At 66.8% G+C, this 21,750-nt stretch carries 20 protein-coding genes; 6 read left to right on the top strand and 14 right to left on the bottom strand.

Going from position 1 to position 21,750, the window contains the following annotated elements:
- Positions 1 to 315 precede the first annotated feature (315 nt).
- Complete coding sequence (locus QH195_RS00255; protein WP_280433872.1) at positions 316 to 1,254, bottom strand: MerR family transcriptional regulator; 939 nt, start codon at positions 1,252 to 1,254, stop codon at positions 316 to 318.
- A gap of 210 nt (positions 1,255 to 1,464) precedes the next feature.
- Between QH195_RS00255 and QH195_RS00260 the strand changes: the two genes are divergently transcribed.
- Positions 1,465 to 2,106: a class I SAM-dependent DNA methyltransferase gene (locus tag QH195_RS00260; RefSeq protein ID WP_280433873.1), complete on the top strand. Its 642-nt coding sequence runs from the start codon at positions 1,465 to 1,467 to the stop codon at positions 2,104 to 2,106.
- A 374-nt stretch (positions 2,107 to 2,480) separates the two neighbouring features.
- The gene (locus QH195_RS00265) at positions 2,481 to 2,870 is read left to right on the top strand and encodes a hypothetical protein (protein WP_280433874.1); all 390 of its coding nucleotides are present in this window, start codon (positions 2,481 to 2,483) and stop codon (positions 2,868 to 2,870) included.
- Positions 2,871 to 2,880: 10 nt separating this feature from the next.
- Here QH195_RS00265 and QH195_RS00270 read toward each other — a convergent pair whose 3' ends face one another.
- The 4 genes from QH195_RS00270 to QH195_RS00285 all read right to left on the bottom strand — a co-directional run bounded on the left by QH195_RS00270 (position 2,881) and on the right by QH195_RS00285 (position 7,636).
- Complete coding sequence (locus tag QH195_RS00270) at positions 2,881 to 4,179, bottom strand: AAA domain-containing protein (RefSeq protein WP_280423513.1); 1,299 nt, start codon at positions 4,177 to 4,179, stop codon at positions 2,881 to 2,883.
- Positions 4,176 to 5,654: a hypothetical protein gene (locus QH195_RS00275; RefSeq protein WP_280433875.1), complete on the bottom strand. Its 1,479-nt coding sequence runs from the start codon at positions 5,652 to 5,654 to the stop codon at positions 4,176 to 4,178. The genes QH195_RS00270 and QH195_RS00275 overlap by 4 nt, the downstream gene beginning before the upstream one ends.
- Before the next feature lie 100 nt (positions 5,655 to 5,754).
- On the bottom strand, positions 5,755 to 6,852 hold the full coding sequence (locus QH195_RS00280; protein WP_280420100.1) for a hypothetical protein: 1,098 nt from the start codon (positions 6,850 to 6,852) through the stop codon (positions 5,755 to 5,757).
- 1 nt (position 6,853) lies between these two features.
- Positions 6,854 to 7,636 (bottom strand): hypothetical protein, encoded by a 783-nt coding sequence (locus QH195_RS00285; protein ID WP_280433876.1) that lies wholly within the window; start codon positions 7,634 to 7,636, stop codon positions 6,854 to 6,856.
- Between the two features lie 129 nt (positions 7,637 to 7,765).
- On the opposite strand from QH195_RS00285, the gene QH195_RS00290 reads away from it, so the two are divergent.
- Positions 7,766 to 8,935: an acyl-CoA dehydrogenase family protein gene (locus QH195_RS00290; RefSeq protein ID WP_280433877.1), complete on the top strand. Its 1,170-nt coding sequence runs from the start codon at positions 7,766 to 7,768 to the stop codon at positions 8,933 to 8,935.
- 108 nt (positions 8,936 to 9,043) lie between these two features.
- Here the strand turns inward: QH195_RS00290 and QH195_RS00295 are convergent, their stop codons facing one another.
- From QH195_RS00295 to QH195_RS00305, 3 genes are all read right to left on the bottom strand, one after another.
- Positions 9,044 to 10,255: a CaiB/BaiF CoA transferase family protein gene (locus QH195_RS00295; protein WP_280433878.1), complete on the bottom strand. Its 1,212-nt coding sequence runs from the start codon at positions 10,253 to 10,255 to the stop codon at positions 9,044 to 9,046.
- A complete protein-coding gene (locus tag QH195_RS00300; RefSeq protein ID WP_280433879.1) occupies positions 10,255 to 11,445 on the bottom strand; it encodes a serine aminopeptidase domain-containing protein in 1,191 nt (396 codons plus the stop codon). The genes QH195_RS00295 and QH195_RS00300 overlap by 1 nt, the downstream gene beginning before the upstream one ends.
- Positions 11,446 to 11,530: 85 nt before the next feature.
- A complete protein-coding gene (locus QH195_RS00305; protein WP_280433880.1) occupies positions 11,531 to 12,622 on the bottom strand; it encodes a homogentisate 1,2-dioxygenase in 1,092 nt (363 codons plus the stop codon).
- Positions 12,623 to 12,764: 142 nt separating this feature from the next.
- Here QH195_RS00305 and QH195_RS00310 point away from each other — a divergent pair, with 142 nt between their 5' ends.
- The gene (locus QH195_RS00310) at positions 12,765 to 13,442 is read left to right on the top strand and encodes a TetR/AcrR family transcriptional regulator (RefSeq protein WP_280433881.1); all 678 of its coding nucleotides are present in this window, start codon (positions 12,765 to 12,767) and stop codon (positions 13,440 to 13,442) included.
- A 169-nt stretch (positions 13,443 to 13,611) separates the two neighbouring features.
- Here QH195_RS00310 and QH195_RS00315 read toward each other — a convergent pair whose 3' ends face one another.
- The 3 genes from QH195_RS00315 to QH195_RS00325 all read right to left on the bottom strand — a co-directional run bounded on the left by QH195_RS00315 (position 13,612) and on the right by QH195_RS00325 (position 16,828).
- A complete protein-coding gene (locus QH195_RS00315) occupies positions 13,612 to 14,022 on the bottom strand; it encodes a MerR family transcriptional regulator (protein WP_280420107.1) in 411 nt (136 codons plus the stop codon).
- Between the two features lies 1 nt (position 14,023).
- On the bottom strand, positions 14,024 to 15,634 hold the full coding sequence (locus QH195_RS00320) for a SulP family inorganic anion transporter (RefSeq protein ID WP_432278497.1): 1,611 nt from the start codon (positions 15,632 to 15,634) through the stop codon (positions 14,024 to 14,026).
- Positions 15,635 to 15,853: 219 nt separating this feature from the next.
- The gene (locus tag QH195_RS00325; protein WP_280433883.1) at positions 15,854 to 16,828 is read right to left on the bottom strand and encodes an SDR family NAD(P)-dependent oxidoreductase; all 975 of its coding nucleotides are present in this window, start codon (positions 16,826 to 16,828) and stop codon (positions 15,854 to 15,856) included.
- Between the two features lie 79 nt (positions 16,829 to 16,907).
- Here QH195_RS00325 and QH195_RS00330 point away from each other — a divergent pair, with 79 nt between their 5' ends.
- Together QH195_RS00330 and QH195_RS00335 are read left to right on the top strand one after the other, a co-directional pair.
- Entirely contained in the window at positions 16,908 to 17,492 is a 585-nt protein-coding gene (locus QH195_RS00330; RefSeq protein ID WP_280433884.1) for a TetR family transcriptional regulator, read from the top strand.
- A gap of 48 nt (positions 17,493 to 17,540) precedes the next feature.
- Positions 17,541 to 18,539 carry a Tn3 family transposase gene (locus QH195_RS00335; RefSeq protein ID WP_280433885.1) on the top strand — a complete coding sequence of 333 codons (999 nt, stop codon included), beginning with the start codon at positions 17,541 to 17,543 and terminating at the stop codon, positions 18,537 to 18,539.
- Between the two features lie 52 nt (positions 18,540 to 18,591).
- Here QH195_RS00335 and QH195_RS00340 read toward each other — a convergent pair whose 3' ends face one another.
- Genes QH195_RS00340 through QH195_RS00350 form a run of 3 tightly spaced genes read right to left on the bottom strand, consistent with a single transcriptional unit; the run spans position 18,592 to position 19,830 of the window.
- Positions 18,592 to 18,906, bottom strand: coding sequence for a hypothetical protein (locus QH195_RS00340; protein ID WP_280433886.1), 315 nt, complete (start codon positions 18,904 to 18,906; stop codon positions 18,592 to 18,594).
- Positions 18,903 to 19,565: a hypothetical protein gene (locus QH195_RS00345; RefSeq protein ID WP_280433887.1), complete on the bottom strand. Its 663-nt coding sequence runs from the start codon at positions 19,563 to 19,565 to the stop codon at positions 18,903 to 18,905. The genes QH195_RS00340 and QH195_RS00345 overlap by 4 nt, the downstream gene beginning before the upstream one ends.
- 46 nt (positions 19,566 to 19,611) lie before the next feature.
- The gene (locus QH195_RS00350; protein ID WP_280433888.1) at positions 19,612 to 19,830 is read right to left on the bottom strand and encodes a hypothetical protein; all 219 of its coding nucleotides are present in this window, start codon (positions 19,828 to 19,830) and stop codon (positions 19,612 to 19,614) included.
- Positions 19,831 to 21,750: the final 1,920 nt, after the last annotated feature.

Consider the following 21,750-nt stretch of genomic DNA (forward strand, 5'->3'; position numbering starts at 1 on the left):
ATCCTGATGATGCTCGCCCTGTCGTACGTGGTGATCACCGGCTATCTCGGCCAGATCTCACTGGCACAGACCGCATTCGCCGGCGCGGCGGGCTTCACCCTGTCGAAACTCACCACCGACTGGAATATGCCCATGGTGCCAATCTTCGTTGTCCCGCTATTTTGCCCACCTTGCTTACGTCCAAGTACCCCCATTTCTGGACATGCGGACCGGTCGCGTTTCCGTACCGCGCCGGGATGCGGCGCTGGGCCGCTCGGTGGCACACCGAGATCCGGGCGGGGTGCGTCGATCGGCTCCTCGGAATGCGGGAAGAGGCTATTGTCCGGTGTGGGTCCGAAGCGCCCGGCCGAGCCAACTGAACACTGGATCCAGGTCTTCGATGGGCGGCCAGTCGTTCACCGCGGCTACGAGGTGCCAGTACCGCGCGACGCGGGGGTCATCGGCCACTTCCAGTCGTTCGAGCATCCAACGCCGGAGGGCGCTGTCGTCGGGTTTGCCGAAAGTGTCGGCGTAGCGGGCGGTGAGGGTATCCACGATCGGCGCGGCCGCCGCTGATTCCGGGGAGATTCCCGCGGCGAGTGCGCGGCCGACTTCGTCGCGCACGGTTTCGGTGAGTGCATGATGCAGGCCGGTGGTATCGCCCTCGAGGCGTTGCGCGGCCTGGTATTCGGCCATCCGACGTACTGCTGCGCGGAAGTCGCTGTCCTGGACGAGCTCGACCATTTCCATCCATGCCTCGACCTGCTCGGTGCTGGGGTCTTCGGGTAGGTCGGGCATGCTGGTGCGCAGTAGTTCGACCATCGCCGGATTGGCATCGACGCCACCGAAGGTGTCGTCGATGAAGTCGTGGATGAAGCGGTGTCGCTCGGCCTGTGACAGGTTCACCAGTTTGTGCATCAGATCCGTTTCCTCGGGGTCGGACTGTCGTTTCGCCACGGCCTGCAGTACCGCCCGGCGCAGTCGCAGACTTCGGATCTGCGCGTCGAGGGCCGACGCGTGTGCGGCGGCGACCTCGGGAAGCGAGGTCTCGCAGGCCAGGATGCGTCGCACGGTGGCCAGGTCGATATCGAGTTCACGCAGTGTCCGGATCAGTTCCAGACGCGACAGCGCGTCGATGTCGTAGAGGCGGTAGCCCGTGGGGGTGTACGAGGACGGCGGAACGAGTCCCTTGTCGGAGTAGAACCGAATCGCTTTGACCGAAAGCCCCGTACGTTCGGCCACGACCCCGATCGGAAACAGCATCTCGTCGTCCATGCCTCCGAGCATGAGGTCTCCACTGGGGGGAGACTCGAGTCGCCGCCGAACCGGCGTGGCATCGCCGGCTGCACGGAATTCAGGGACCGTCCCGATGTTCGCTCAGGCCTCTGCTTCGTCGTCCCCTTCGAGAGGAAGCGCGGGCAGACAAGGCGAGGATGAATCACTCCCGCGCCCGATCCCCGGCTACCGAGACAGTATCGTTTCGTCGTGACCGAAGCCTCTGCCTTGCCCGACACCGGGGCGGCCTATGACGCCGTCGCTTCCCTCTACGCCGAGCTCTTCAGTGACATGCTCGACGCGCTACCGCTGGAGCGTGCTTTGCTTGCCGCGTTCGCTGAACTCGTGCGGGCGAACAGCGGACCGGTCGCCGATATCGGATGTGGCCCCGGTCAGGTCACCGCGCACCTGCACGGACTCGGATCGAGTGTGTTCGGCATCGACCTTTCCTCCGCGATGGTCGCCTTGGCCCGGCAGGCGTATCCGGATCTGCGGTTCGAGCAGGGATCGATGACCGCTCTGGATCTCCCCGATGCAGGGCTCGGCGGCATCCTCGCTTTCTACTCGACCATCCACATCCAACCGGAGCAGCTGCCGGTGGTGTTCGCCGAGTTCGAGAGAGTGCTGGCGCCGGGTGGCTACCTGTTGCTCGGGTTCTTCGCCGGTGCCGATCGACAACCGCAAGAGTTCGACCACAAGGTCGTGCCGGCCTATCGATGGTCGCCCGACAGTCTCGCGGAACTGCTGGCCTCGGCCGGGTTCGTCGAGGTCGGTCGTTTGCTTCGTGAGCCGCATGAGGGCGAACGGGGCCAACAGGGTCAGCTGCTGGTTCGCAAGCCACCGAAGTCGTGACCGCTGCCCCGGCGAGCGCTGAGTCGGAGTCGATGCGCGGGTGTTCATCCGAGAGGCGCAGCCGCGCAGCGTTTCCGGCTGGACTGCCGTCCGGCCGCACCCCCGAGCGGGGCGGTGCGAGCCGGGCGATGCTACCCGAGGCACAGTGTGAGCAAGGACAAATACGCGACATCCGATTCGGCGGTCACACACCGGAAAGCGAGGTGGATCCTGATCGGTTCACCCAGAAGCCCACTACGGTCTGGTATATCGATATCGAAGAATCGGGCTGAACCCTGGCGACGTCGGGTGGAGCGTCTTTGGAGGTCCCGGTGATCGGCCGGCGAGGAAGGGAACGAATATTGTCTACTCGCAGAGCTTTTACCGCGCTCGTCATGGCACTGATGGGCATCGCACCCGGTGTGGCGGCCGCCGAGGAGCCGTGGATCCCCCGGAATGTGGTACCGCCGGGGGAGTATCTGGTGATCACCCCGCCGCAGGGGCCGATCCCGACCACCTTCTCCGGTACACCGCTACAGAACTGCCGCGTATACGCCTTCGAGGACCGGGTGTCGGTGGACCTGGTGTGCGGTGGGCAGCGGTTCGCGGGCCGCCAGGCCGCGCACGGTCCGAACGAGAGTTACCTGACGTTCGGTGCGTCACCGCTCGGCCTGGCGCTGACACCGCAAGCCACGCAGGGGTACTGGACGGGAAGCGTGACCATCGCGAACACCTCGACCCCGGTGTATCCAGCCGGTTTCTGGATCCGTCCGCTGCCGCTGTAGCGAGTCCTTCTCAGCGTGCCGGGATGCGGTGGGCCGTCAACCGGCTGAGCACGGCCTGGTTGGCCTCCCAGCCGTCGGGGAACTTCACCGGCACACCCAGATAAACGGGTTCGGCGGACGGATGCGCGTCCAGGAGTTCGTCGATCCCGCGGCGGCCGACGACGATACAGGCGTGCCGGTGCCGGGACGCCAGCACGCACAACCGCCCGGCTTCCAGATGGAACGCACCGGCGTCGCGGCGGCCGGACAGCGGATGCAGGATGACCGTGACATCGTATTCGCGGCCCTGCAGCCGATTCGCCGTATCGACGGTGACCTCCGCGGCGATCGTTCCGGCCAGCGCGTCCCGTACCGCCTGGGCCTGATCGCGGTGCGCGGTGCCGACGGCGATCCGGGTCGCGTCGATCTCCCGGGTGCCCTGTTCGGAATGGGCGACACCCCCGCGTTCCAGCAACCGGCAGGTGAGGTCGGCGATGGCGGCCACCGCTTCGCCGTCGGTGCGCAGGGTGTGCCGGGCGGGCAGCTCGTAGTAGGCCCAGCCGTGGACCGCGGCTTCGTCCAGCACCTCGTCCACCGGACCCCGCATCCCGCGGGTACCGAATTCCAGCCGCCGCTGTTCCGGCCGGGTTCCGGCCTGGAACGGGGCGAACGGATAGAACGCGGCCGAGACCACCGACGCCGCCGAGGGCGGGAGCCGCCACGACACCGGCAACGTATGCACCGGGATACCGTCGTTGTGGTTGAGCATCACCGCGACCGCGCTCATGGTCGGATCCCAGGACAGGCCCGCCCAGCGGTCGGAATCGACGGTGGCGAAGGGATCGAGCTGTCCGGGATCACCCACGAAAAGTCCACGTTCGAACCGGTTCGCGATACGCAGCAACATATCCGACCGCATCTGATACGCCTCGTCGACGATCGCATACGACCAGCGGCCCTCGTCCAGCGTGGCCCATTTCGCGGCCGTGCCGATCACGATCGCGCAGCGCTCCAGGTCGGCCGGGCGGTTGGCGACATCCACGTTCTCCCGGTCGATCCGGGCACTGGGCCGGTAGTCGCCGGCCGACAGCCGCCCGATCCGCAGTTCGGGGTCGGCGGTGGCGAGCCGGTCGATGAGGTCGTCGACCTGCTCGTTGGTCTGCGCGACGATCATCCGCTGCTCGTCGTCGGCGGCCGCCAGCTGCCGGGCCGCGCGCACCACCAGCGTGGATTTCCCGGCGCCGGGCGGGGAGTCCACCACCAGCGCCCGGTGCGCGGTGTTGTCGAGATCGGTGAGGATCGCGCCGATCACCGCATCGGCTGTGCTCACGTCCATTCCTCCGGGTGTTCGGCCGTCGGGTCGGGCGGGGGTCCGCCGTGCGTCCACGGGGTCTCCTCGCGCGGCGGGAGTTTGGCGGGCGGGCCGCCGAAACCGCTGGGGGAGAAACGGGCGAAACCGATCGGGTCACCTTCTTCGGGCACGCTGCCGGGCGCCGGGTTCTTGCCCTGACCCATTCCGCTCACCAGCTCCAGCTGAACCACATCGTCCTCGACCGCGACCACTTCGGCCTTCTGCGCGGGCCGGTCGATCCGGAACAGCGTTTCGCCGACGCGGCCGCGAAACGGATCGGTGGTGTGTACCCAGATGTAAGGTCGCGGTACCTCACGCGATTTCGGTTTCGCCCGCCGATCCGGCTCACAGTCGGCGACGGTGCCCTGGAATGCCTCGCCGACGAGCCGGTACTCGATCAGCACCCGTGGATCGTCGAACGCCCGCTGCGCCTGGAAGGTGTCCAGGGCCTGTTCCTGTTTGAGCAGCCGCCTGGTCGCCGAGACCGCGGAATCGCGGCGGGCCTGTGGATAGCCCTCCGGGATATCGGAGACGAACCAGGAGAACGCCGACCGGTCGTCGGTCCAGCGCCGGTTCACACTCGCGCCCTCGGGCAGTTCGCGCAGCAACTCCACCGCCCGCCACATCAACCGCCAAGTGGGTTCCAGCTGGCCGCGCAATGCTTGTTCGAGACGTTCGGCGGCAATGACTTTCGCCCATTCGTGATCGGCACTGTCGTATGCCGCGATGAGTGGTGCCAGCTCTTCGTTGTCGAAACCGGGATCGGTGGCGGGCCCGGCGGGCGGGGAGGCGAGCGGGTCCTCGGCGAGGGCAGCGGCCTGCGCGCCGGTGAGCCCGGCGGGTGGATCGATCCAGCCGAGCAGGGCGGCCAGATTCGCGTCCTCCAACGCGGACTGGCCCGACGCCCAATGCGCGGTGAGTACCGATGTCATCGCCAGGCACACACTGGAACCCGGGAAATCCGAACGGTCACCGAACCAGGTGAGCCAGCGTCCCAGGAGCGGTAGCGATTCCGGGACGGCGTTCTCGCCCTCGGTGCGATGGAACCGCACCGAACGACCCAGCAGCCGAAGGAACTGCACACCACCGAGATTGGGCAACAGCAGTTGCGGGGCGTCCAGGTAGCGCAGATAGGTCTCGCCGGTCGATTTGACCGTCAGTTCCTCCGCGTTCTCGCAGAACGCCGAAATATACGGCAGCACCCGGTCGGCCAGCTGTTCGATGAAACGCAGGCGCAGGATCCGGTCGCGTGGCTGCGCCACGATCAGCACCGTCGAATCCTCCGGTGCCGAACCGAGCATCACCGCCAGCGGCGCGGCGGCCTCACCGGCCAACCGCAGCGGAACGAGTACCAGCGGACGCTCCGCGAGGTGGTAATGCCGCCGAGCGGCAATGGGTTCGGCACGACCGGTCTTCGCCGCGGTCGCCTTCGCCAGCGCGCTCAGCACGCTCATGCTGCCGCCTCCGGGCCTGACCCGCTCATGCTGTGCCTGTGGGGGATGGGCGGGGGCCCTGCGTGGTGACGCTGCGCTGCCGCCTCCGGGCCTGACCCGCTCATCCCGCGACCTCGAGTCGCAGGGCCTGCGCTTGGCGCAGCATCTCCGCGATATCGGCGTGCTCCGGACCCGGTTGCAGGGTGCCCTCGGCGAATGCCAGTACGGTGTCGAGATTGTCGATCCCGCCGAGATCGTCGCAGACTCCGCGGCCCAGCGTATCCACCGACCCCTGCGCCCGGGCCTCGGCGCGGCAGGCGAATGCCAGCTCGCAGCTGGACATACATTCCGGCGCGTACCGGGACGGGATCGCCGAAACGGTTTCCGACAGCCCCTCACCCGGCGTGAAGGAGGCCCCTTCGGGTACCAGATCCAGCAGGGAATCGATGGAGGTGAGCCGCGACAGCTGCCGCCCGATCACCGCGAGCTGTTTACGCAGATCCAGTTTCGCCGCAACCGGCCGGTTCGTGAAATCCCGGGCGGCCACCAGGATCGACTCGTGCGCCACATCGTCGGCCGAATAACCCAGTTCGCGCAGGAGTTCCCGCATCGCCAGCACATATACCGCCGATTGCCGTGCCGCCGAGGCGACCTGCGCGGGGTCGGCCTGTCCGTCGACGATGGCGAACGATTTGATCTCCACAACGTAGAACTTCCCGCCGATCTGCAGCGCCACCACATCGGGTTCCAGATAGGCGGTGGCGCCCGCGATCTCGAGGCGCAGCATCGGATGGTCGAACAGGGTGCCCTGCCCCGAGCTCAGCGCTTGGCCCAGTAGCTGTTTCGTGCGCTGGTAGCGGATGGAGTTGGTGGCGTTGTCGCCCACGGTCGCCAGGTCGTGATAGCCGACTTCGGGAATGCTCAGCCCGAGTTCTTCACGCAGCAACCGGAGCAGTTCGGCGCAGCCGTGCGCCTTCACCATCGCCTCGAACGAGTTACCGCGGGTGATCGCGAACGGCGACTGGCCGAATTGCGGCGGGAACCCCAATTCGCGGGCGATCACGGTTTTGTCCACGGCCGCGGCATCCAGTAGCGCCCGGCGCGCACACCCCGGGTTCGCGGTGAGTGCCGCGATGGTGCGGGCATTGTGCCGGCTGGTCGGGGCCGCGCCCCGCAGCTCGTCCAGACGGGTGATCAGTGGTTTCTGCGCAAGCGTCATCTCAGGCCTCGTTCCTTCGCCGTTCGGCCACGGCCAGCCGTGTGCCGAACAATTGCGCCGCGGGATCCGCCAGTTGCCGCTGTGCCCGCTCCGCGGCGTCGGCCCGCTGCTGTATGTCGTCTTCTCTGTGCACCTCGAGCTCGCGTTCCGCGGCCGCCAGCACGACATCCGGGTCGATCGCGGTCCCGTCGGTGGCGCCCGGGATGGATACCGCCAGCTGCCACAGCACCCGCCGGCCCGCGGCGGTATCGCCGTGATCGGCCAGGTGCCGGGCCAGCCGGGTCGCGGCGGTGAGCAGATCCACTCGCGGACTCAGCGGACCGACCATACGTTGCGCCATCGGCCAGGTGCTCACCGCCAGCAGCCCGCGGGCCGGGGCCAGCAGATCGGTGGTCAGCGCCGCGCAGACGTAGTACGGGCGGGCGTACGGCGCCGCGCGGAACGACCGCTCCTCGTCCCGCCGCAGGCTGGTGAGCCGGGCCGCGACCAGATCGCCCGAGAAGAATGCCTCGTGCACCGCCAGCACGAGCTTCGGGGCGGCCGGTACCGACAGCAGAGTGAGCGCGCGGTGCACATGTTCGCGCACCGGCACCGCGCCCGATTGCTGGCGGGGTGGTTCGCCGGGGGCAGGCGTCCCGAGAACTGCCGCGTCCCATTCCGCTTCGGCGGTACGTAATTCGGCGCGCAACCGACGCGCCGCTGTCCGATCACCGGACCCGGCGGCGCGGCGCACCTGGGTGCGCAGCTCGGCTATGCGCTGTTCCAGCGCCTCGGCGGTGGGCATGGGGGAGAATCTAGGGTGCGATTCCAGGGAAGTCCAGTAAATGCCAGTATTTGCCGCGGTATGTCGGCCGAATTACCGGTTTCCGCAAGCCGACCGCTCCATACTTTTGGGTATGTTACGGTCGCGGACATGGTTGCGGCCGAGCCGGACAGCACTCCCGGAATCACCCAGAACTTCGTCGACGCACTGGCCGAAAGAGCGTCGGCCGCAGAGCAATTGCGCCGCCTGCCGGACCAGACCCTGGCCGATGCGGTCGCCTCCGGTTTCCTCGAATACCTCGTACCGAAACGATTCGGCGGCCGCGAGGAGAAATTCCCCGCCATCCTCGACCCGATCCGCCGAATGGCGCACGGTTGTGTCTCCAGCGCCTGGACCCTGGGTTTCTACACCCTGCACAACTGGCTGCTCGCCCTGTTCCCCGAACAAGCCCAGACCGAGGCGTACGGCAGCGGCCCGTTCCTGTGCCCCGCTCCACTCGCGCCGACCGGTCGCGGTCTCCCGGCCGACGGCGGGATCACGCTGTCCGGCCGCTGGTCCTGGGCCACCGGTGTGATGGGCGGGAACTGGATCATGGTGGGCGCGCTGTGCGGGCCCGACGACGGCCTCTATCCGGCGCTGGCGCTGCTGCCGGCCGCCGATATCACGATCGACGACGTCTGGCATACCGAAGGTATGCGCGCCACCGGTTCCAACGATGTCGTGATCCAGGGCGTGCACGTCGGCGGCCACCGGCTGGTGCGCTCGTTCGATATCAACGCCGGATCGGCCCCCGGTGCGGCCCTGCACGACGCCACGACCTACCGCTGGCCCCTGGTTCCCGCCCTCGCTCTCGCCGCCTCGATGCCCGCTCTCGGCGCCGCCGAACGAGCCACCGATATCTACGCCGATCGCCTCGAAGGCCGCATCCTCTACGAAGGCGGCGCCCGCCAGCAGGACAAACCCCTGGCCCAGGCACATCTCGGCCACGCGCGGGTGCGGTTACGCGCACTCCGCGGTCTGCTCGACGATACGGTCGCCGAAATCGAAGCCCTCCTCGACGCGGGCACCCCTGTCCCGGTCCCGGTTCGTGCCCAGGCCCGCCTCGCCGCCGCCTATATCGTCCGCGAATCCCGCACGGTCATCGCCGACGTACTGCACGCCTCCGGCGCGAGCGTCCACTTCACCGACCATCCGATGCAACGCCTGAAACGTGATGTGGATGTGCTGAGCGGCCACGTGATCTTCGACTACGACACCAGCCGCGAACTCGCCGGCGCCACCGCGATCGGACTGAAAGCTCCGCGTACCGCGCTTCTTTGAAATCCGGTTGGACGCGCGTTCGGCGCCCGAAAGTCGAGCCCATCGGGGGCGGGCTCCCGTGATCGGCCGGCAAGTCCGAGCACAGTCAGTACAGTGGCGGCGTCGTAATCAGATGACCCCTTGCCCGCGCAAGGTTTCGAGCTCGTCGGCGGCCTTCCCCAGCAAACCGGCGTAGATATCGTCGTTGTGCTGGCCCGGCCGCGCCGACCCCGCATTGCGAATGGTTCCCGGTGTTGCCGACAAGACGGGAATCACGCCCGGTCCCTTCACATTGCGGGAGATCCGCTCGTCGTAGTGGTCGGCGATCATGCCGCGGGCGTTGAGTTGTGGATCGGCGACCACCTCGGCGACCGTGTTGATCGGGCCGCTGATCACGCCGGCTTCGTTCAGTAGCTCGATGATCTCCTGGGGCTGCCGCCGCGCAGCCCACTCGCCGATGATCTTGTCGAGTTCGTCCTGGTTACGACCCCGAGCCGTATGGCCGACGAAACGTTCGTCGGTGGCGAGTTCCGGCCGGCCCATGGCCGCGCACAGGCGGCGGAACACCGTGTCCTGGTTGGCGGCGATCACCACCCAGCTGCCGTCGGCGGTGCGGTAGATATTCGATGGAGCGATACCTTCCAGCCGGGTGCCGGAGGGGCCGCGGACCACACCGCCGATGTCGTAATCGGGAATGGTGGATTCCTGCACGGCCAGGCAGGCCTCGGTGAGGGCGGCGTCCACGATCTGGCCTTCGCCGGTGACCGTCCGCCGGTACAGCGCCGCCAGCGCGCCCTGCGCGGCGAACATACCGGCCAGGCTGTCGCCGAGGGAGAGCGCCAGGCGCGGGGGCGGGCCGCCGGGGAATCCGTTCATATGGCGCAGTCCGCTGGTGGCCTCCGCGACCGAGGCGTACCCGGCTTTCTGCGCGTCCGGACCGGTCTGCCCGTAACCGGACACTCGCACCAGGATGATGCCGCGATTACGTTCCCGCAGCACGTCGTAGCCGAGTCCCCACCGCTCCAGCGTGCCCGGCCGGAGGTTCTCCACGATGATGTCGGATATCTCCGCCAGCTCCAGAAACAAATCGCGACCGGCATCCTCGCGCAGGTTCAGGGTGACGGCCTTCTTGTTCCGCGCGTGCACGGTCCAGAAGAAGTGGTGACCGTCGAGTTCGGCCTGGCCCCAGGTGCGCAGCGGGTCGGGGGCGTCCGGTGGTTCGAGTTTGATCACCTCGGCGCCCATATCGCCGAGCAGCCGCCCGGCGAAGGGGCCGGAGATCAGGGTGCCGATCTCGAGTACGCGGATACCGTCCAGTGCGCCGGTTGTCGCGGAGTCCATCACGGCATTATCTCCTGGGCCGCCGGGCCGAGTTCGCGGGCCCGCAGCCACCCGTCGATCAGGCCGATCGCTTTCGCCAGCGGTTCGCGCTGGTCCGGGCCCAGGTAGTAGTGGTTGGCGCCGGGGATCTCGTGCAGCTCCTTGTCCGCGCAGCCCAGAGCCGCATAGATGCGGTGGGCGTGCGAGGGCGTGCAGACATTGTCGGCCGCGTTGTAGAGCACCAGCGTCGGCACGGCGATATCGGGCCCGCAGGCCACCGCGTCACCGCGAGCGTCGTCGATACTCCACTGCGACAACCAGCTGCGCAGCGTGGTGAACCGGGCCAGACCGAACGCGCCCATGTTCACCTCCTGGGGTTCGCCGAGATAGGACTCGCCCGGGGTGCGGTCGTTGGGATCGAGCGCCGGGTCGAGAACCGTCGGGTCGGCCATGGTGCCGTGCACGACGAAACAGAATTCGTCCTGCGGACGGCCGGATGCCTGGATGGTGGCCAATTTCTCCTTCACCCAGGTCGTGATCCGGCGGTTGCGGTCGTGTTGCGCCTGCCGGAAGCGGGTCACGAACTCGGGGCTGTAGGGCGGCTGGTTCGGGTTGGCCGGGTTGTAGAGGTCCAGTTCCGGATCGCGGCGGGTGGGGTCGGATTCGTCGAGAATCGACGGGTCGATGCATTCGGTGAGCGTGTGGTGGCGGCTGATGTGGGCGGCCATGAGCAAGATTCCGTCGGCGGGCGGCAGATCCAGTTCGGTGAGGTCCGGGCCGTCGCCGGACGGGCTCGCGGTCACCGTCGGATGCTGCGCCTGCTGCTGGTAGTAGACCGACAGCGACCCGCCGCCACTCCAGCCCGCCAGCACCACTTTCCGATAGCCGAGCCGCTTCTTCGCGTCGCGAATACATTCGCCGAGGTCCTGCACTACCTTCTCCATGAGCAGGGCGGCATCGGCGCCCCGGTAGCGGCTGTTGCAGACGATGATGTGATGGCCGGCCTTGGCCAGTGCCGTGACGATCGGCAGATAGGTGCCACTGGAGACCGGATGCATGAGCACCAGCACCGTCTCCGAATCCAGATCGGCGGGTTTCACCAGAATCGAATCGAGCGTGACCATTTCGGTGAGACCGCCGTAGGCGTCCCGGGTGCCCGAGGTGTTCGCGTAGGCGATCACGTACGGGGTGCGTTCGACATGGTGCGACATGTATTGCCTGCCTTCGTCTTCGAAGCGATATGACCGGTTTGCCGCCGTCGTGCCCGGCTCGCGGGTGATACGGCGACCGGCCGGTTCAGTGCGCGCCGAGGTTGTTCGCCAGTACCTCGGGGGAGGGGACCAGGCGCCGGCGGGTGTCGACGGCGATGGTGGTCCAGCCGATATGGCTGATCTCCTCCCGCTTACGCCGCGCCCGCTCGCGCATCTTCTCCGGTGCCCCGTGGTGCACCCCCTGCGGGGCGTGCGAAATCAGTCCCGGCGGCATCGGCACGCCGTACATATCGCCGCCGTGGAAGAACGCGATCTCGTCGTAGTCGGCGTTGCGGTGATACCAGGGGATCGTCTCGGTGCCCGGCGCCGATTCGGCCCGTTTCGGCAGGAAGTTCATCACGTACACGCCGGTGGCCTGCATGAACAGATGCGCCGTGGCGGGCAGGTGCACGGTATCGGAGAGCACCACGTTGTAGTCGGCGATATTGAAGGTGAACGGGAAATTGTCGCCCTGCCAGCCCACCACATCCAGCGGGTGATGCGGATAGAACAGCGAGGTCGGGCCGCCCTCGTGGACCAGCCGCACCTCGTACTCGTCGCGCCCGTCGTCGTCCATGGCCGCGGGTTCCGGAATCGTCATCCGGTTCGGGTCGAACGGGAAATGCCGGCCCAGCGGCCCCGCCTGCGGTACCCGGAACTCCTCGGTCGCCTCCACCATGAGCAGCGTGGTTTCGCTGCCGGGGACCTGCCGGAACGTGCACGCCTTCGGCACGTACACCCAGTCGCCTTCGCGATAGCGCAGCGGACCGAATTCGGTTTCCAGCAGTCCGGAACCCTTGTGCACGAACGAAAGCAGATCCCCGTCGATGTACCGGGCGAAGAACGGCATCTCCTGAGCGCGCCGGCTCAGCGAGATCCGGCAGTCGGCGTTGGAGAACAGCAGCAGCGGGGAACCCGCGGGGTCGGTGGAGTCGGTGGGTTTCAGCGCGTCGGCGAGTACATCCACCGGGGCGAGCGGGCCGACCGCCCGGTAGCTCACCGGGTCGTTGCGCCGATACAGCTGCGCGGTGCGGCCGGTGAAACCACCGCGCCCCAGCTCGTCGTCCTTGAGTCCGTCGAGATCGGCGTGCAGTCGGTCGGGAGTAGTGCCTTTCCGCAGGTGCACAAAGGATTCCATGGCAGCATCCAGTCCTCGTCGGGCGCTGCGGCGGAGGTGGGTACGAGCCGGGCGGAGCCGCCGCGATCCCTGGTCCCCGTAGCGCGAAGTGGCTGGGCTCACAGTCGCAGAAAAATTGATTGCAGTCAATATAATCGCGGGCATGGATATCGCACCGGCACCGCGGGGACCGCGTAAGGGGCGGGGCAGGCCCCCGGCCGGGGAAACGCCCGCCTCGGTGGACGAGATCCTGGCGGCCGCACTGCACGTCTTCGCCCGCGACGGATTCGCCGGCGCCTCGGTCGCGGCGATCAACCGGGAACTCGGCGTGAGCCACAATCTGATCCACCAGCGCTTCAGGTCGAAGGAGGCGCTCTGGTACGCGGTCGCGGACTGGATTTTCGCCAACGCGGTCACCCTGCTGAAGATCCGGCCCGAACGCACCGATCTGCCGCCGCTGGAGGAGTTCCGCGCGGGCATCGTCCGTTTCCTCGAACTGCAGGCCGAATATCCCGATGTGGTGCGCCTGATCAGCACGGAAGCGGCGATCGAAAGTCCCCGCCTCACCTACCTCTACGACCGGCACATCCAGCCGATATCGGTGCTGCTCGCCGAACCCCTGAAACCGCTGCTGCACCGCAAGATCCTGCACCGCGACGATCTGCGCTCACTGCACTTCCTCATCGCCCACGGCGCGACCGCCCCCTACGCCGCACTCCCGCTGGCGACCCGGATGTCGCCTTCGGATCCCCTCGGGAAATCCGCGGTGCGCCGGCATGCCCGGCTCGTCGCCGACACCATCGTCGCCGGAATCGAAGCCCGGATCGCGCGCGGCGGATAGCTCGCGGAGACGGTAGCCGGCCCGCCCGCTCGCTGTTCGGGAGCTCACCGGGCGGCCCATCGCTGCCGGGATGGACGCATCCGGCAGGAAACAGAAGCCGGCATGTTCCTGCTGAAGGTTCCCCGAGCCTGGGTGCTGTGCGCCGGCGGCGACTTGCCCGGTGAACGGGTCAAGCCGGGTCTGTGGGCGGCTCCGGGGCTACCCGGTCGGTGAGCAGTTCGGTGAACTCCTCCGCGTATGCCAGCTGTTTTCGCAATCGTTCGGCACTCGCGCGCGCCTTCTCCCGGAAGGCCAGCAGTTCGTCCGCGGCCTCGGCGCGCCTGCCGGCGGACGTGGGATCGCCGAGGGTATCCAGGCTTTCCAGCAGCTGTTTCATTTCCGCGAGCGTGAAGCCGAGCGGTTTCATCCGCCGGATCACCAGCAGCCGTTCGACATCGGATTCGGTGTAGAGCCGGAAACCGCCGCCCGAGCGTGCCGACGGCTGCACCAGTCCCACCTCGTCGTAATGGCGAATGGTTTTGAGCGAGAGCTCGGTGCGTTCCGCGACCTGCCCGATCTGCAGGTAGTCCCCGTCGCTCATCTCAGTGGGCACCGGCCAGATGACCCGAGAGCTGTTGGTGCCGGGCGACCGAGGCCTCGTTCAAACCGAGGATCTCCACCCGTTTGCCCTTGGCCGCGTACTTGGTGGTGACGGCGTCGAGCGCGGCCACGGTGGAGGCGTCCCAGATATGGGTATCGGACATATCGATCACGATATTGGGTGGGTCGCCGACGTAGTCGAACTGATGGACGAGGTCGTTACTGGAGGCGAAGAACAGTTCGCCGCGGACCTTGTAGACGCGGGTGCCGCTGTCGGTTTCCGGCGTGGTGTCCGGTACGACCTCGGTGAAATGCGCGACGCGGTGTGCGAACGCGACCATCGCGGTGAGCACGCCGACGATCACCCCGTAGGCGAGGTTGTGGGTGGCGACGGTGACCCCGACTGTCACCAGCATGACGGTGGTTTCCGCGATCGGCATCCGCCGCAGGGTGGCGGGTGCCAGCGAATGCCAGTCCATGGTGCCGACCGAGACCATGATCATGACCGCGACCAGCGCCGCCATCGGGATCTGCGCGACCAACCCGCCCAGGCCGACCACCAGGATCAGCAGGAACGCTCCGGCCAGGAAAGTGGAGATCCGGGTGCGGGCGCCCGAAACCTTCACATTGATCATCGTCTGGCCGATCATGGCGCAACCACCCATACCGCCGAAGAATCCGGTGACGATATTCGCGATGCCCTGCCCCCAGCCCTCACGAGTCTTGTCGGAACGGGTATCGGTGATGTCGTCGACGAGTTTGGCCGTCATCAGCGATTCCAGCAGCCCCACCAGCGCCATCGCCAGCGCGTACGGCGCGATGATCCGCAAGGTCTCCAGCGTCAGCGGCACATCGGGCACCAGCGGGAACGGCAGGCTCGACGGCAGCTCACCCTCGTCGCCGACATTCGGCACGTTCAGGGCGAACACCAGCGTCACCGCGGTGAGCAAGACGATCGCCACCAGCGGCGCCGGAACGGCGCCCGTGAGCTTCGGTAGCCCCACGATGATCGCCAGTCCCACCGCGAGCATCGGATACACCAGCCACGGCACACCGAACAGATGCGGCACCTGCGCCAGGAAGATCAGAATCGCGAGCGCGTTGACGAACCCCACCATGACACTGCGCGGAATGAACCGCATCAGCCTGGCGACCCCGGCGACGCTGAGCCCCACCTGCAGCAGGCCGGCGAGAATCACCGTCGCGATCAGATAGTCCAGCCCGTGATCGCGCACCACCGGCGCGATCACCAGCGCGACGGCCCCGGTGGCCGCGGAGATCATGGCGGGCCGGCCACCGGTGAACGCGATCGTCACGGCCATGGTGAACGAGGCGAACAACCCCACCCGTGGATCCACGCCGGCGATGATCGAGAAGGAGATCGCCTCCGGAATCAACGCCAGCGCCACCACCAGCCCGGCGAGCACCTCCGTTCGCAGCTTTTTCGGGCTGCGCAGCGCCGCCACCACCGAGTTGCGCGGGGTGGCGGGCGCATGCGAGATCGACACGGTCGCGTCTCCGTTCGAAGAGATCGCGCGCACAGGCGCGCGGCCGGAGAAGCGAGCCACCGGCGGAGGAATCGGTGAACCGAGCGCGCGATCTGCATACGGCATCCGGCCACACTGCCGGGTGATCAGTATTCGCTCAGCGATCGGAACCCTACCCTCCCGTAAGGGTAGAGTTACAACCTCGGCTGAACGATTGTGGCGCAGTCGACAAATTGCGAGTCGAGTGCTGGTCCGCGCCGCGGCAACCGGCGGCGATGGAGCCGTGCCCCTTGCCGCCCACTCCCGTCGGCGACTCGGATATCCCTGTCGGGGCCGTGCCCATGCTCAGGTCCGATCGAGTTGAGCGTTCACCATGGCTTCGATCTCCGCCCGACCGCCGGATCCCAGGGCGCCGCCGAGTGCTTCCGCCAACCGTTCGAAAGGGTCCTCCAGGTCGAGGCCGGCGACCTGCGCTGCCAGCTCCGGCACAGTCCACGCTCCCGCCGGTTCCTCGATCCGGCCGCCGCGGGACCAGCCGTGGTTCACGGCCACGGAACTGCCGCGCACCGAAAGGACCTGGCCGGTCAACGGGCAGGCCGGATCGACGAGGTAGGCGACGATCGGGGCAACGGTGGCCGGGTCGCGCGGGTCGGGCCCGGACGATGGCATGGCGTCCATTCCGGGGACGCCCTCGGTGAGGCGGGTGCGGATCATCGACGGGCTGATGCAGTTGACCCGGACGCCGAGCCGTTTCAGCTCGAGCGCGTGCACCGTCGTCATGGCGGCGACTCCGGCATTGGCGGCGGCGTAATTGGTCTGGGTGGGTAGCGGATTCAGCAGGCCGGAGCCCGATACGGTGTTCACGATCGAGTGGTCTTCGTGTTCGCCCGCAGCCGTGCGCTCTCGCCAGTACGCCGCGGCCCACCGCGTAACGGCGAAGGTCCCTTTCAGTTTCACCGCGACAACCCGGTCGAACTCTGCCTCGGAGAGCTGTTCGACGCCCTTGTTCACTTCGATGGCGGCATTGTTGACCACGGCGTGCAGCCCACCGAATGCGGAGACCGCTCGCTCGACCATCTGCCGGGCCGCGGCCCAGTCGGTGACATCTCCGGTGTCGGCTACGGCATGTCCGCCGCGGTCCCGGATCTCGTCGACCACTGCCGCGGCGACCGAGGTATCGCCACCGGAGCCGTCGATCTGCGTGCCTGGGTCGTTCACGACGATATTGGCGCCTTCGGCTGCCAAGAACAGGGCTTCCGCGCGGCCTATCCCACGTCCGGCGCCGGTGATCAGAACGGTCCGGCCGGTCAGTCGACTCATATCGATGCTCCCTCGAGTAAATGCACTAGTGCAATGTTGCACCAGTGCATCAAAGCTCGCAAGGCGTTAGTCTGCTGTCGTGAGCCAACCGACGGGGTTACGGGAACGTAAGCGGCAGGCGACCCGCGCCGCGATTGTGCGCGCGGCGACAGAGTTGTTCCTGGACCGCGGGTTCGCGGCGACGTCGGTGACCGATATAGCGACCGCGGCCGGAGTCTCGCGCCGGACGTTCTTCCTCTACTTCCCCTCCAAAGAGGACGTGCTGTTCCACCACATCGAGGGGCATATCCAGATCGCCCGCCGCGCCCTGGACGAGCTCGGCCCCGAGGCGACCCCGTGGAGTGCGGTGCAGGAAGCGATGACGGCGCTGGTCGATGCGTTCGATACGGCCGGGGTCGACGAACTGGCGGACCTGCGCACGGAGATGATCCGCGGAACCCAGGGGCTGCCGGCGTCGCTCATGATCCGGCTGCAATCCGTGCACACCACCCTGGCGGCCCTGATCCGGGAGCGATTCCCGGACCCGGCCCTGCGGCCGGAGATCAGCGCGCACCTCGGTGCCTGCCTCGGTGCTGTCGCCGCCACCGCCTTCACGGCGCCGGCCGCGCGCCGGGCGCACGCGATGCGCACGGCTGTCCGGCAGGCCGGTGCCGGATTCCGCTGAAGATGCAGGGGCGGTAGAACCGGGTAAGAGCGAAAGGAAAACGCCCAGGTGGTCGCCGAGATCACCGGCGTATATAGAGACAACTGGGGTGTTCTCGTCGACACCGAAAGCCTCACTGTCACCCTCGATCCGGACTTCGACCCCCGCGCCGGGCAGGCCCGGTACGAAGCCGTCGCAGTCTGGGCCCACGAGGCGTCGGTACTCGATATCGTGGCTGCCTCCACACTCGCGCCCGCCAGCAAAGAAGCCGCCGTCGCGGCGCTGACGGACTGGGGCGGTGACGGTATCGACCCGGCGACCCCACCGGCCACCGCCGCCGCGCAGGAGACACCGTCCAGCCTCGCCTTGACCGCCACGCCAGCGGCCGCTGAGATCAGCGAAACCACTGACATCGGTCTCGGTTCGAATACCGGCACCGAGGACTCGACAGGTACCGACGATTCTTCGGCGACGGGGGACGAGTCCGGATCGGGGGTGGATGACTCATCATTGGACCTGGGTAATTCGGCCCTGGGTATGGACGGTCCGACCACTACGCCGCTAGTGACGACCGGTACGTCAGGTGAGTGGACACCGGCCGCTATCACCAACATGGTGACAGCGATCGGCACGATCACCGGCAACCAGCCCAGCACCCATGGCCCCGCTCCCATGATTTCCCACGACGGGCGCCCGACCCCGCTCGGAGAGGCCATCGCGCACTATGGGCGGATCTTCAAGACCCTGCACATCCTGCGGCCGGCCGACGATGAACCCTATCGGCGCGAAGGCAAGGCCCGGGCCAGCCTCGTCGAACGGCGCCACGACCTGGCACGGCGGATCTACCACAGTGAGAAGGGGGAGATGGTGCGCGCCTACTACGAACCCGGTTGTCGGCGTTCGTCCGCAGTCACATCGGCCTGGACGGGCACTAGCCTTCCACCTGCCCGACCTCACGGAATCGCCGCCCGCTACGGGATCCGGACGCGGACAACGACGAATGAGGCACCCGCTGCCGGCCGCAGCGTGCCCACAGCAATACTGGTGTCGAAGCCGACGAACACATGAATGAGTCGATCAGTCTATGCCGAAATCCAAGGGCCATAAGCCGAATACTCGCTCATTGCTTTGAATCCCTCTTTCCATCTCTTCCGCATCGTGGTAATACTTTCGCAATTTCTTCGATCAGGAAAGCGTCGAGTTCGGTATCGGAAAGTTCGCCAGTCCCGTCCATCCACCACCCCCCGATGCATTGAACGGCCGGATAAGGTAAATTAAATGCATTCTGCATCAATTCCATCAAGTCGGGCGTCGACACATCTGGATACAGTGTCAACATCTCTCGAAGTATCCGAGAGGGAACCCATCCTTCTCGATATTTTGAGGCCACCAGCGCGGCGGCTCCTTCGTCGAACTTCGGCTCGTAATAGTTCATCGGGCAAACTCCACTATTGCACTGGTGTATTCTCCAGGGCTACCCTCGACGTTCACAATTTCCACCCTCTCGAACCCCGCTTTAGCAGCTTGTTTTCCAGTCCATGTCTTCGCCGCCGCGGCCTCCAGCGACAATCCCTTACCGGTGAGCTCGTTCAAGCCGGCAAGGTTCGATCCGAATTGCCAATTTCCCACTATCGAAGCGAACTTTCCTTCGAAGAATTTCAGAATTGTTTGGAACTGTTCCGCGCCGTTCAGCAGAGTCGACCGTTGTCCGTTTTCCAGTTTAGTTCTGAGGCTCACGAAGAGACTGCTACCCAAAACCTTACCCTCAGCGTGGAGCCGCGGGTTCGTCGTATCCTGTACGTAGTATCGCTGACCTGGGATGGACCGATCGATCAGGCGCGGTGGTGAATGGACATTATCTTCGCGTGTGGTCGCTCCCGTGTGTTCGGGGCTCCGTCCCTCGCTTGCTTTGTCGATCTCGCGGGCGCCGTGCTCGGAGGCATCGCCAATTGTTCTGCCCGCCGCGCGGACCTCATCGGCCACGTCGCCCAACGTGTCGTGCAGGTGGGGACCGGTCCGGCGGCTGAGCAGTTCGATCATGTCGTCCGCCATCCGCTGCAACTGTTGCCCTAGCTCATCGGGCACGCCCTTCATCGCTTGCCGCCGCCTCCGACGCGCGCATCGGGCCTGGTCGCGGATCTCATATGTCGATCACCGGCGTCGAGGCCCCTTCCTCGGCGGCGTGGGTCAGCCGCGAATGCCGCAACTGGTGCAGCGTGTACGGGCCGTCGTCGAAACGTTCGGTGTAAGTCTCGAACAACTCCGCCGCAGGCCGATACGACAGGCGCGCCCGCCCGGTCGATGGGTCGATATCGTTGCGGGCCACCGAAGGCCGCGCTCTGCGGTCGGTGAGAAACAACGGACCGGATTCGCGGCCGGCCAGCGTTCACAGCAACAACCGCGCCGTGCCGGTCCGCCTGCCACGCGATGACCTCCCGCGACCCGCCCTTACGGGTCACCACTGCGCACCGGTTCGCCGTATCCAGGTCGGGTACATCGAGCATCAGCACCTCCTCGGCACGCACCGAGGACTCGTACAGCATGTGCCACAACACCCGTTCCCGCAGCGCCGCATCCGATCCCAGGATCTCGGCGACCCGCGCACGGCTCACTGCCTTACTGGTATCCGTCGGTGCGGGCCGGGCCCGCAACCGCACCAACCGATCACCGGCCGGCCACTGCTGTTCGCGCCAATACCCGCACGCTGCCGCGAGCGCGGTCAACCGGATGTTGAACGTCTTGGGGCCCTTGCTGCCCCACACGAAGGTGAACCAGCCACTGACCCGGTTCGGTTCCTGATCCGGCAGTGCCACATTCGTGTCCACGCCGAAATCTGCCACCAACTTCTCCAGCGCCGCCGTATAGGTTGCACGCGTGTTGGACACCGTGATCGTGGCCGGGTAGATCCGCACCGCGTCGGCCGATCGCACATCATTCACCGGCGTCGGCAGCGTCCGAACCCGTCCCATCGACCGGCCTCCCACCAGTACCGCAGATAGTTTCCCGAGCCGCCGCCGCGCGAAAAGGGCATCGCCCAGGACGACTGCGACACTACCGCACATAGTTAGCTGCTATGCGCGGTAACCGCTAAGCGCCGGATTTCTCAACGATGGTCCTCGACCCCCGGGACGCCCCGGGAAAGGACTTCCCAGTGAGATTTCGGCGACCGGGAGTTACCACAGTCTCTTGATACCCCGGGGAGTGGGAAAGCGTCTGCTACGAGTTCGGTGGCGATTTCGTGCATCCTGAGCGATTCGGCTTCGCTGACGGAGCGCACCCCTGGTTCATATGCACCTCCCGGTTTCGAACATCGCGGAACGCTGATTTGAATTCGGAGGCCAGCGGATAGCCGTCGTCCTCGAGGAACTCGGAGATGGGACCGAGTGTCCGCGCCTTCTTGATCTGAACACCGCGACTGTCCAGAACGGACTTGATCGCCATGTCGCCGGCGCTGCCGCACTCGATGACCGCCCTGCGCGTCTGGCCGGCTCGGTGGAGTGCGCGAACGTCGCGGAGCAGCGTCCAGGCCGGTACAACAGGCTCCTTCGCACCCCCGCCAGCGCGAAGCAGTGCGTGAGCATCTCATCTCGTCGCCGACAATCTGAGGACCGGGAACTGTAGCAATGAAGCCGAGGCGCTTGACGAGCACCATCGTCGACGACCCCGGCGGGCGCCCCCCACGCCACTGTGTCGAGGTCGAAGTTCCCGGGAATCGCGGGGGGCTGAATCAGCGGCAGCGCCTCGGCTGTGACCGGTGGACCTGGCATGTGCACTGTTACTGGTAGCCGTTGAGCGCCGAGGTGAAGTCCACGGCGAGATTGGGACGATGCGCTGGGAACGACGGGCCTGCCGAGCACGATGCTCGTCGATGACTATGACGACGACGTCTAGATGTACTGCCACGAATGCGGTCCGGAAGCCGACTTCTGTAGTTGACCGGACTCCGGGGGCGGCGGCCCCCCCGCCCGGCGGGGGGGGGGGGGCGGGGCGCCCACCCCCACCACCCCCGGGGGAGGGAGGGGAGGTGGCGCGGGGGATATCGATGATGCCCGGCCCCTGGTCCTTGGCCTGGACCACGAGAGCGCGACCTCCGTCGCGCTCGGCCACCTGCAGGCGGATCTCGCCGCAGCCGGCGTAACAGGTGAAATTACGGGCGACCTCGGAGATCGCCGTGGAGATCATGGTCCGGTCGGTGAGCGTGAAGCCGAGTTCCTCGGCCAGCTCACGCCCGGCCTGACGTGCGGTCACGATGTCGTTCGACATCTTCACCGCGATTACC

Origin of the sequence: Nocardia carnea, from assembly GCF_029868855.1 — a bacterium.
GTDB lineage: Bacteria > Actinomycetota > Actinomycetes > Mycobacteriales > Mycobacteriaceae > Nocardia > Nocardia carnea_A.

Bases quoted from the DNA above. Each gene is read 5' to 3' on its own strand.
- QH195_RS00255 (WP_280433872.1), bottom strand. From the start codon at position 1,254: ATGGACGACGAGATGCTGTTTCCGATCGGGGTCGTGGCCGAACGTACG.
- QH195_RS00265 (WP_280433874.1), top strand. From the start codon at position 2,481: ATGGCACTGATGGGCATCGCACCCGGTGTGGCGGCCGCCGAGGAGCCG.
- QH195_RS00275 (WP_280433875.1), bottom strand. From the start codon at position 5,654: ATGAGCGTGCTGAGCGCGCTGGCGAAGGCGACCGCGGCGAAGACCGGT.
- QH195_RS00280 (WP_280420100.1), bottom strand. From the start codon at position 6,852: ATGACGCTTGCGCAGAAACCACTGATCACCCGTCTGGACGAGCTGCGG.
- QH195_RS00285 (WP_280433876.1), bottom strand. From the start codon at position 7,636: ATGCCCACCGCCGAGGCGCTGGAACAGCGCATAGCCGAGCTGCGCACC.
- QH195_RS00290 (WP_280433877.1), top strand. From the start codon at position 7,766: ATGGTTGCGGCCGAGCCGGACAGCACTCCCGGAATCACCCAGAACTTC.
- QH195_RS00295 (WP_280433878.1), bottom strand. From the start codon at position 10,255: ATGGACTCCGCGACAACCGGCGCACTGGACGGTATCCGCGTACTCGAG.
- QH195_RS00300 (WP_280433879.1), bottom strand. From the start codon at position 11,445: ATGTCGCACCATGTCGAACGCACCCCGTACGTGATCGCCTACGCGAAC.
- QH195_RS00305 (WP_280433880.1), bottom strand. From the start codon at position 12,622: ATGGAATCCTTTGTGCACCTGCGGAAAGGCACTACTCCCGACCGACTG.
- QH195_RS00310 (WP_280433881.1), top strand. From the start codon at position 12,765: ATGGATATCGCACCGGCACCGCGGGGACCGCGTAAGGGGCGGGGCAGG.
- QH195_RS00315 (WP_280420107.1), bottom strand. From the start codon at position 14,022: ATGAGCGACGGGGACTACCTGCAGATCGGGCAGGTCGCGGAACGCACC.
- QH195_RS00320 (WP_432278497.1), bottom strand. From the start codon at position 15,634: ATGCCGTATGCAGATCGCGCGCTCGGTTCACCGATTCCTCCGCCGGTG.
- QH195_RS00325 (WP_280433883.1), bottom strand. From the start codon at position 16,828: ATGAGTCGACTGACCGGCCGGACCGTTCTGATCACCGGCGCCGGACGT.
- QH195_RS00340 (WP_280433886.1), bottom strand. From the start codon at position 18,906: ATGAACTATTACGAGCCGAAGTTCGACGAAGGAGCCGCCGCGCTGGTG.
- QH195_RS00345 (WP_280433887.1), bottom strand. From the start codon at position 19,565: ATGAAGGGCGTGCCCGATGAGCTAGGGCAACAGTTGCAGCGGATGGCG.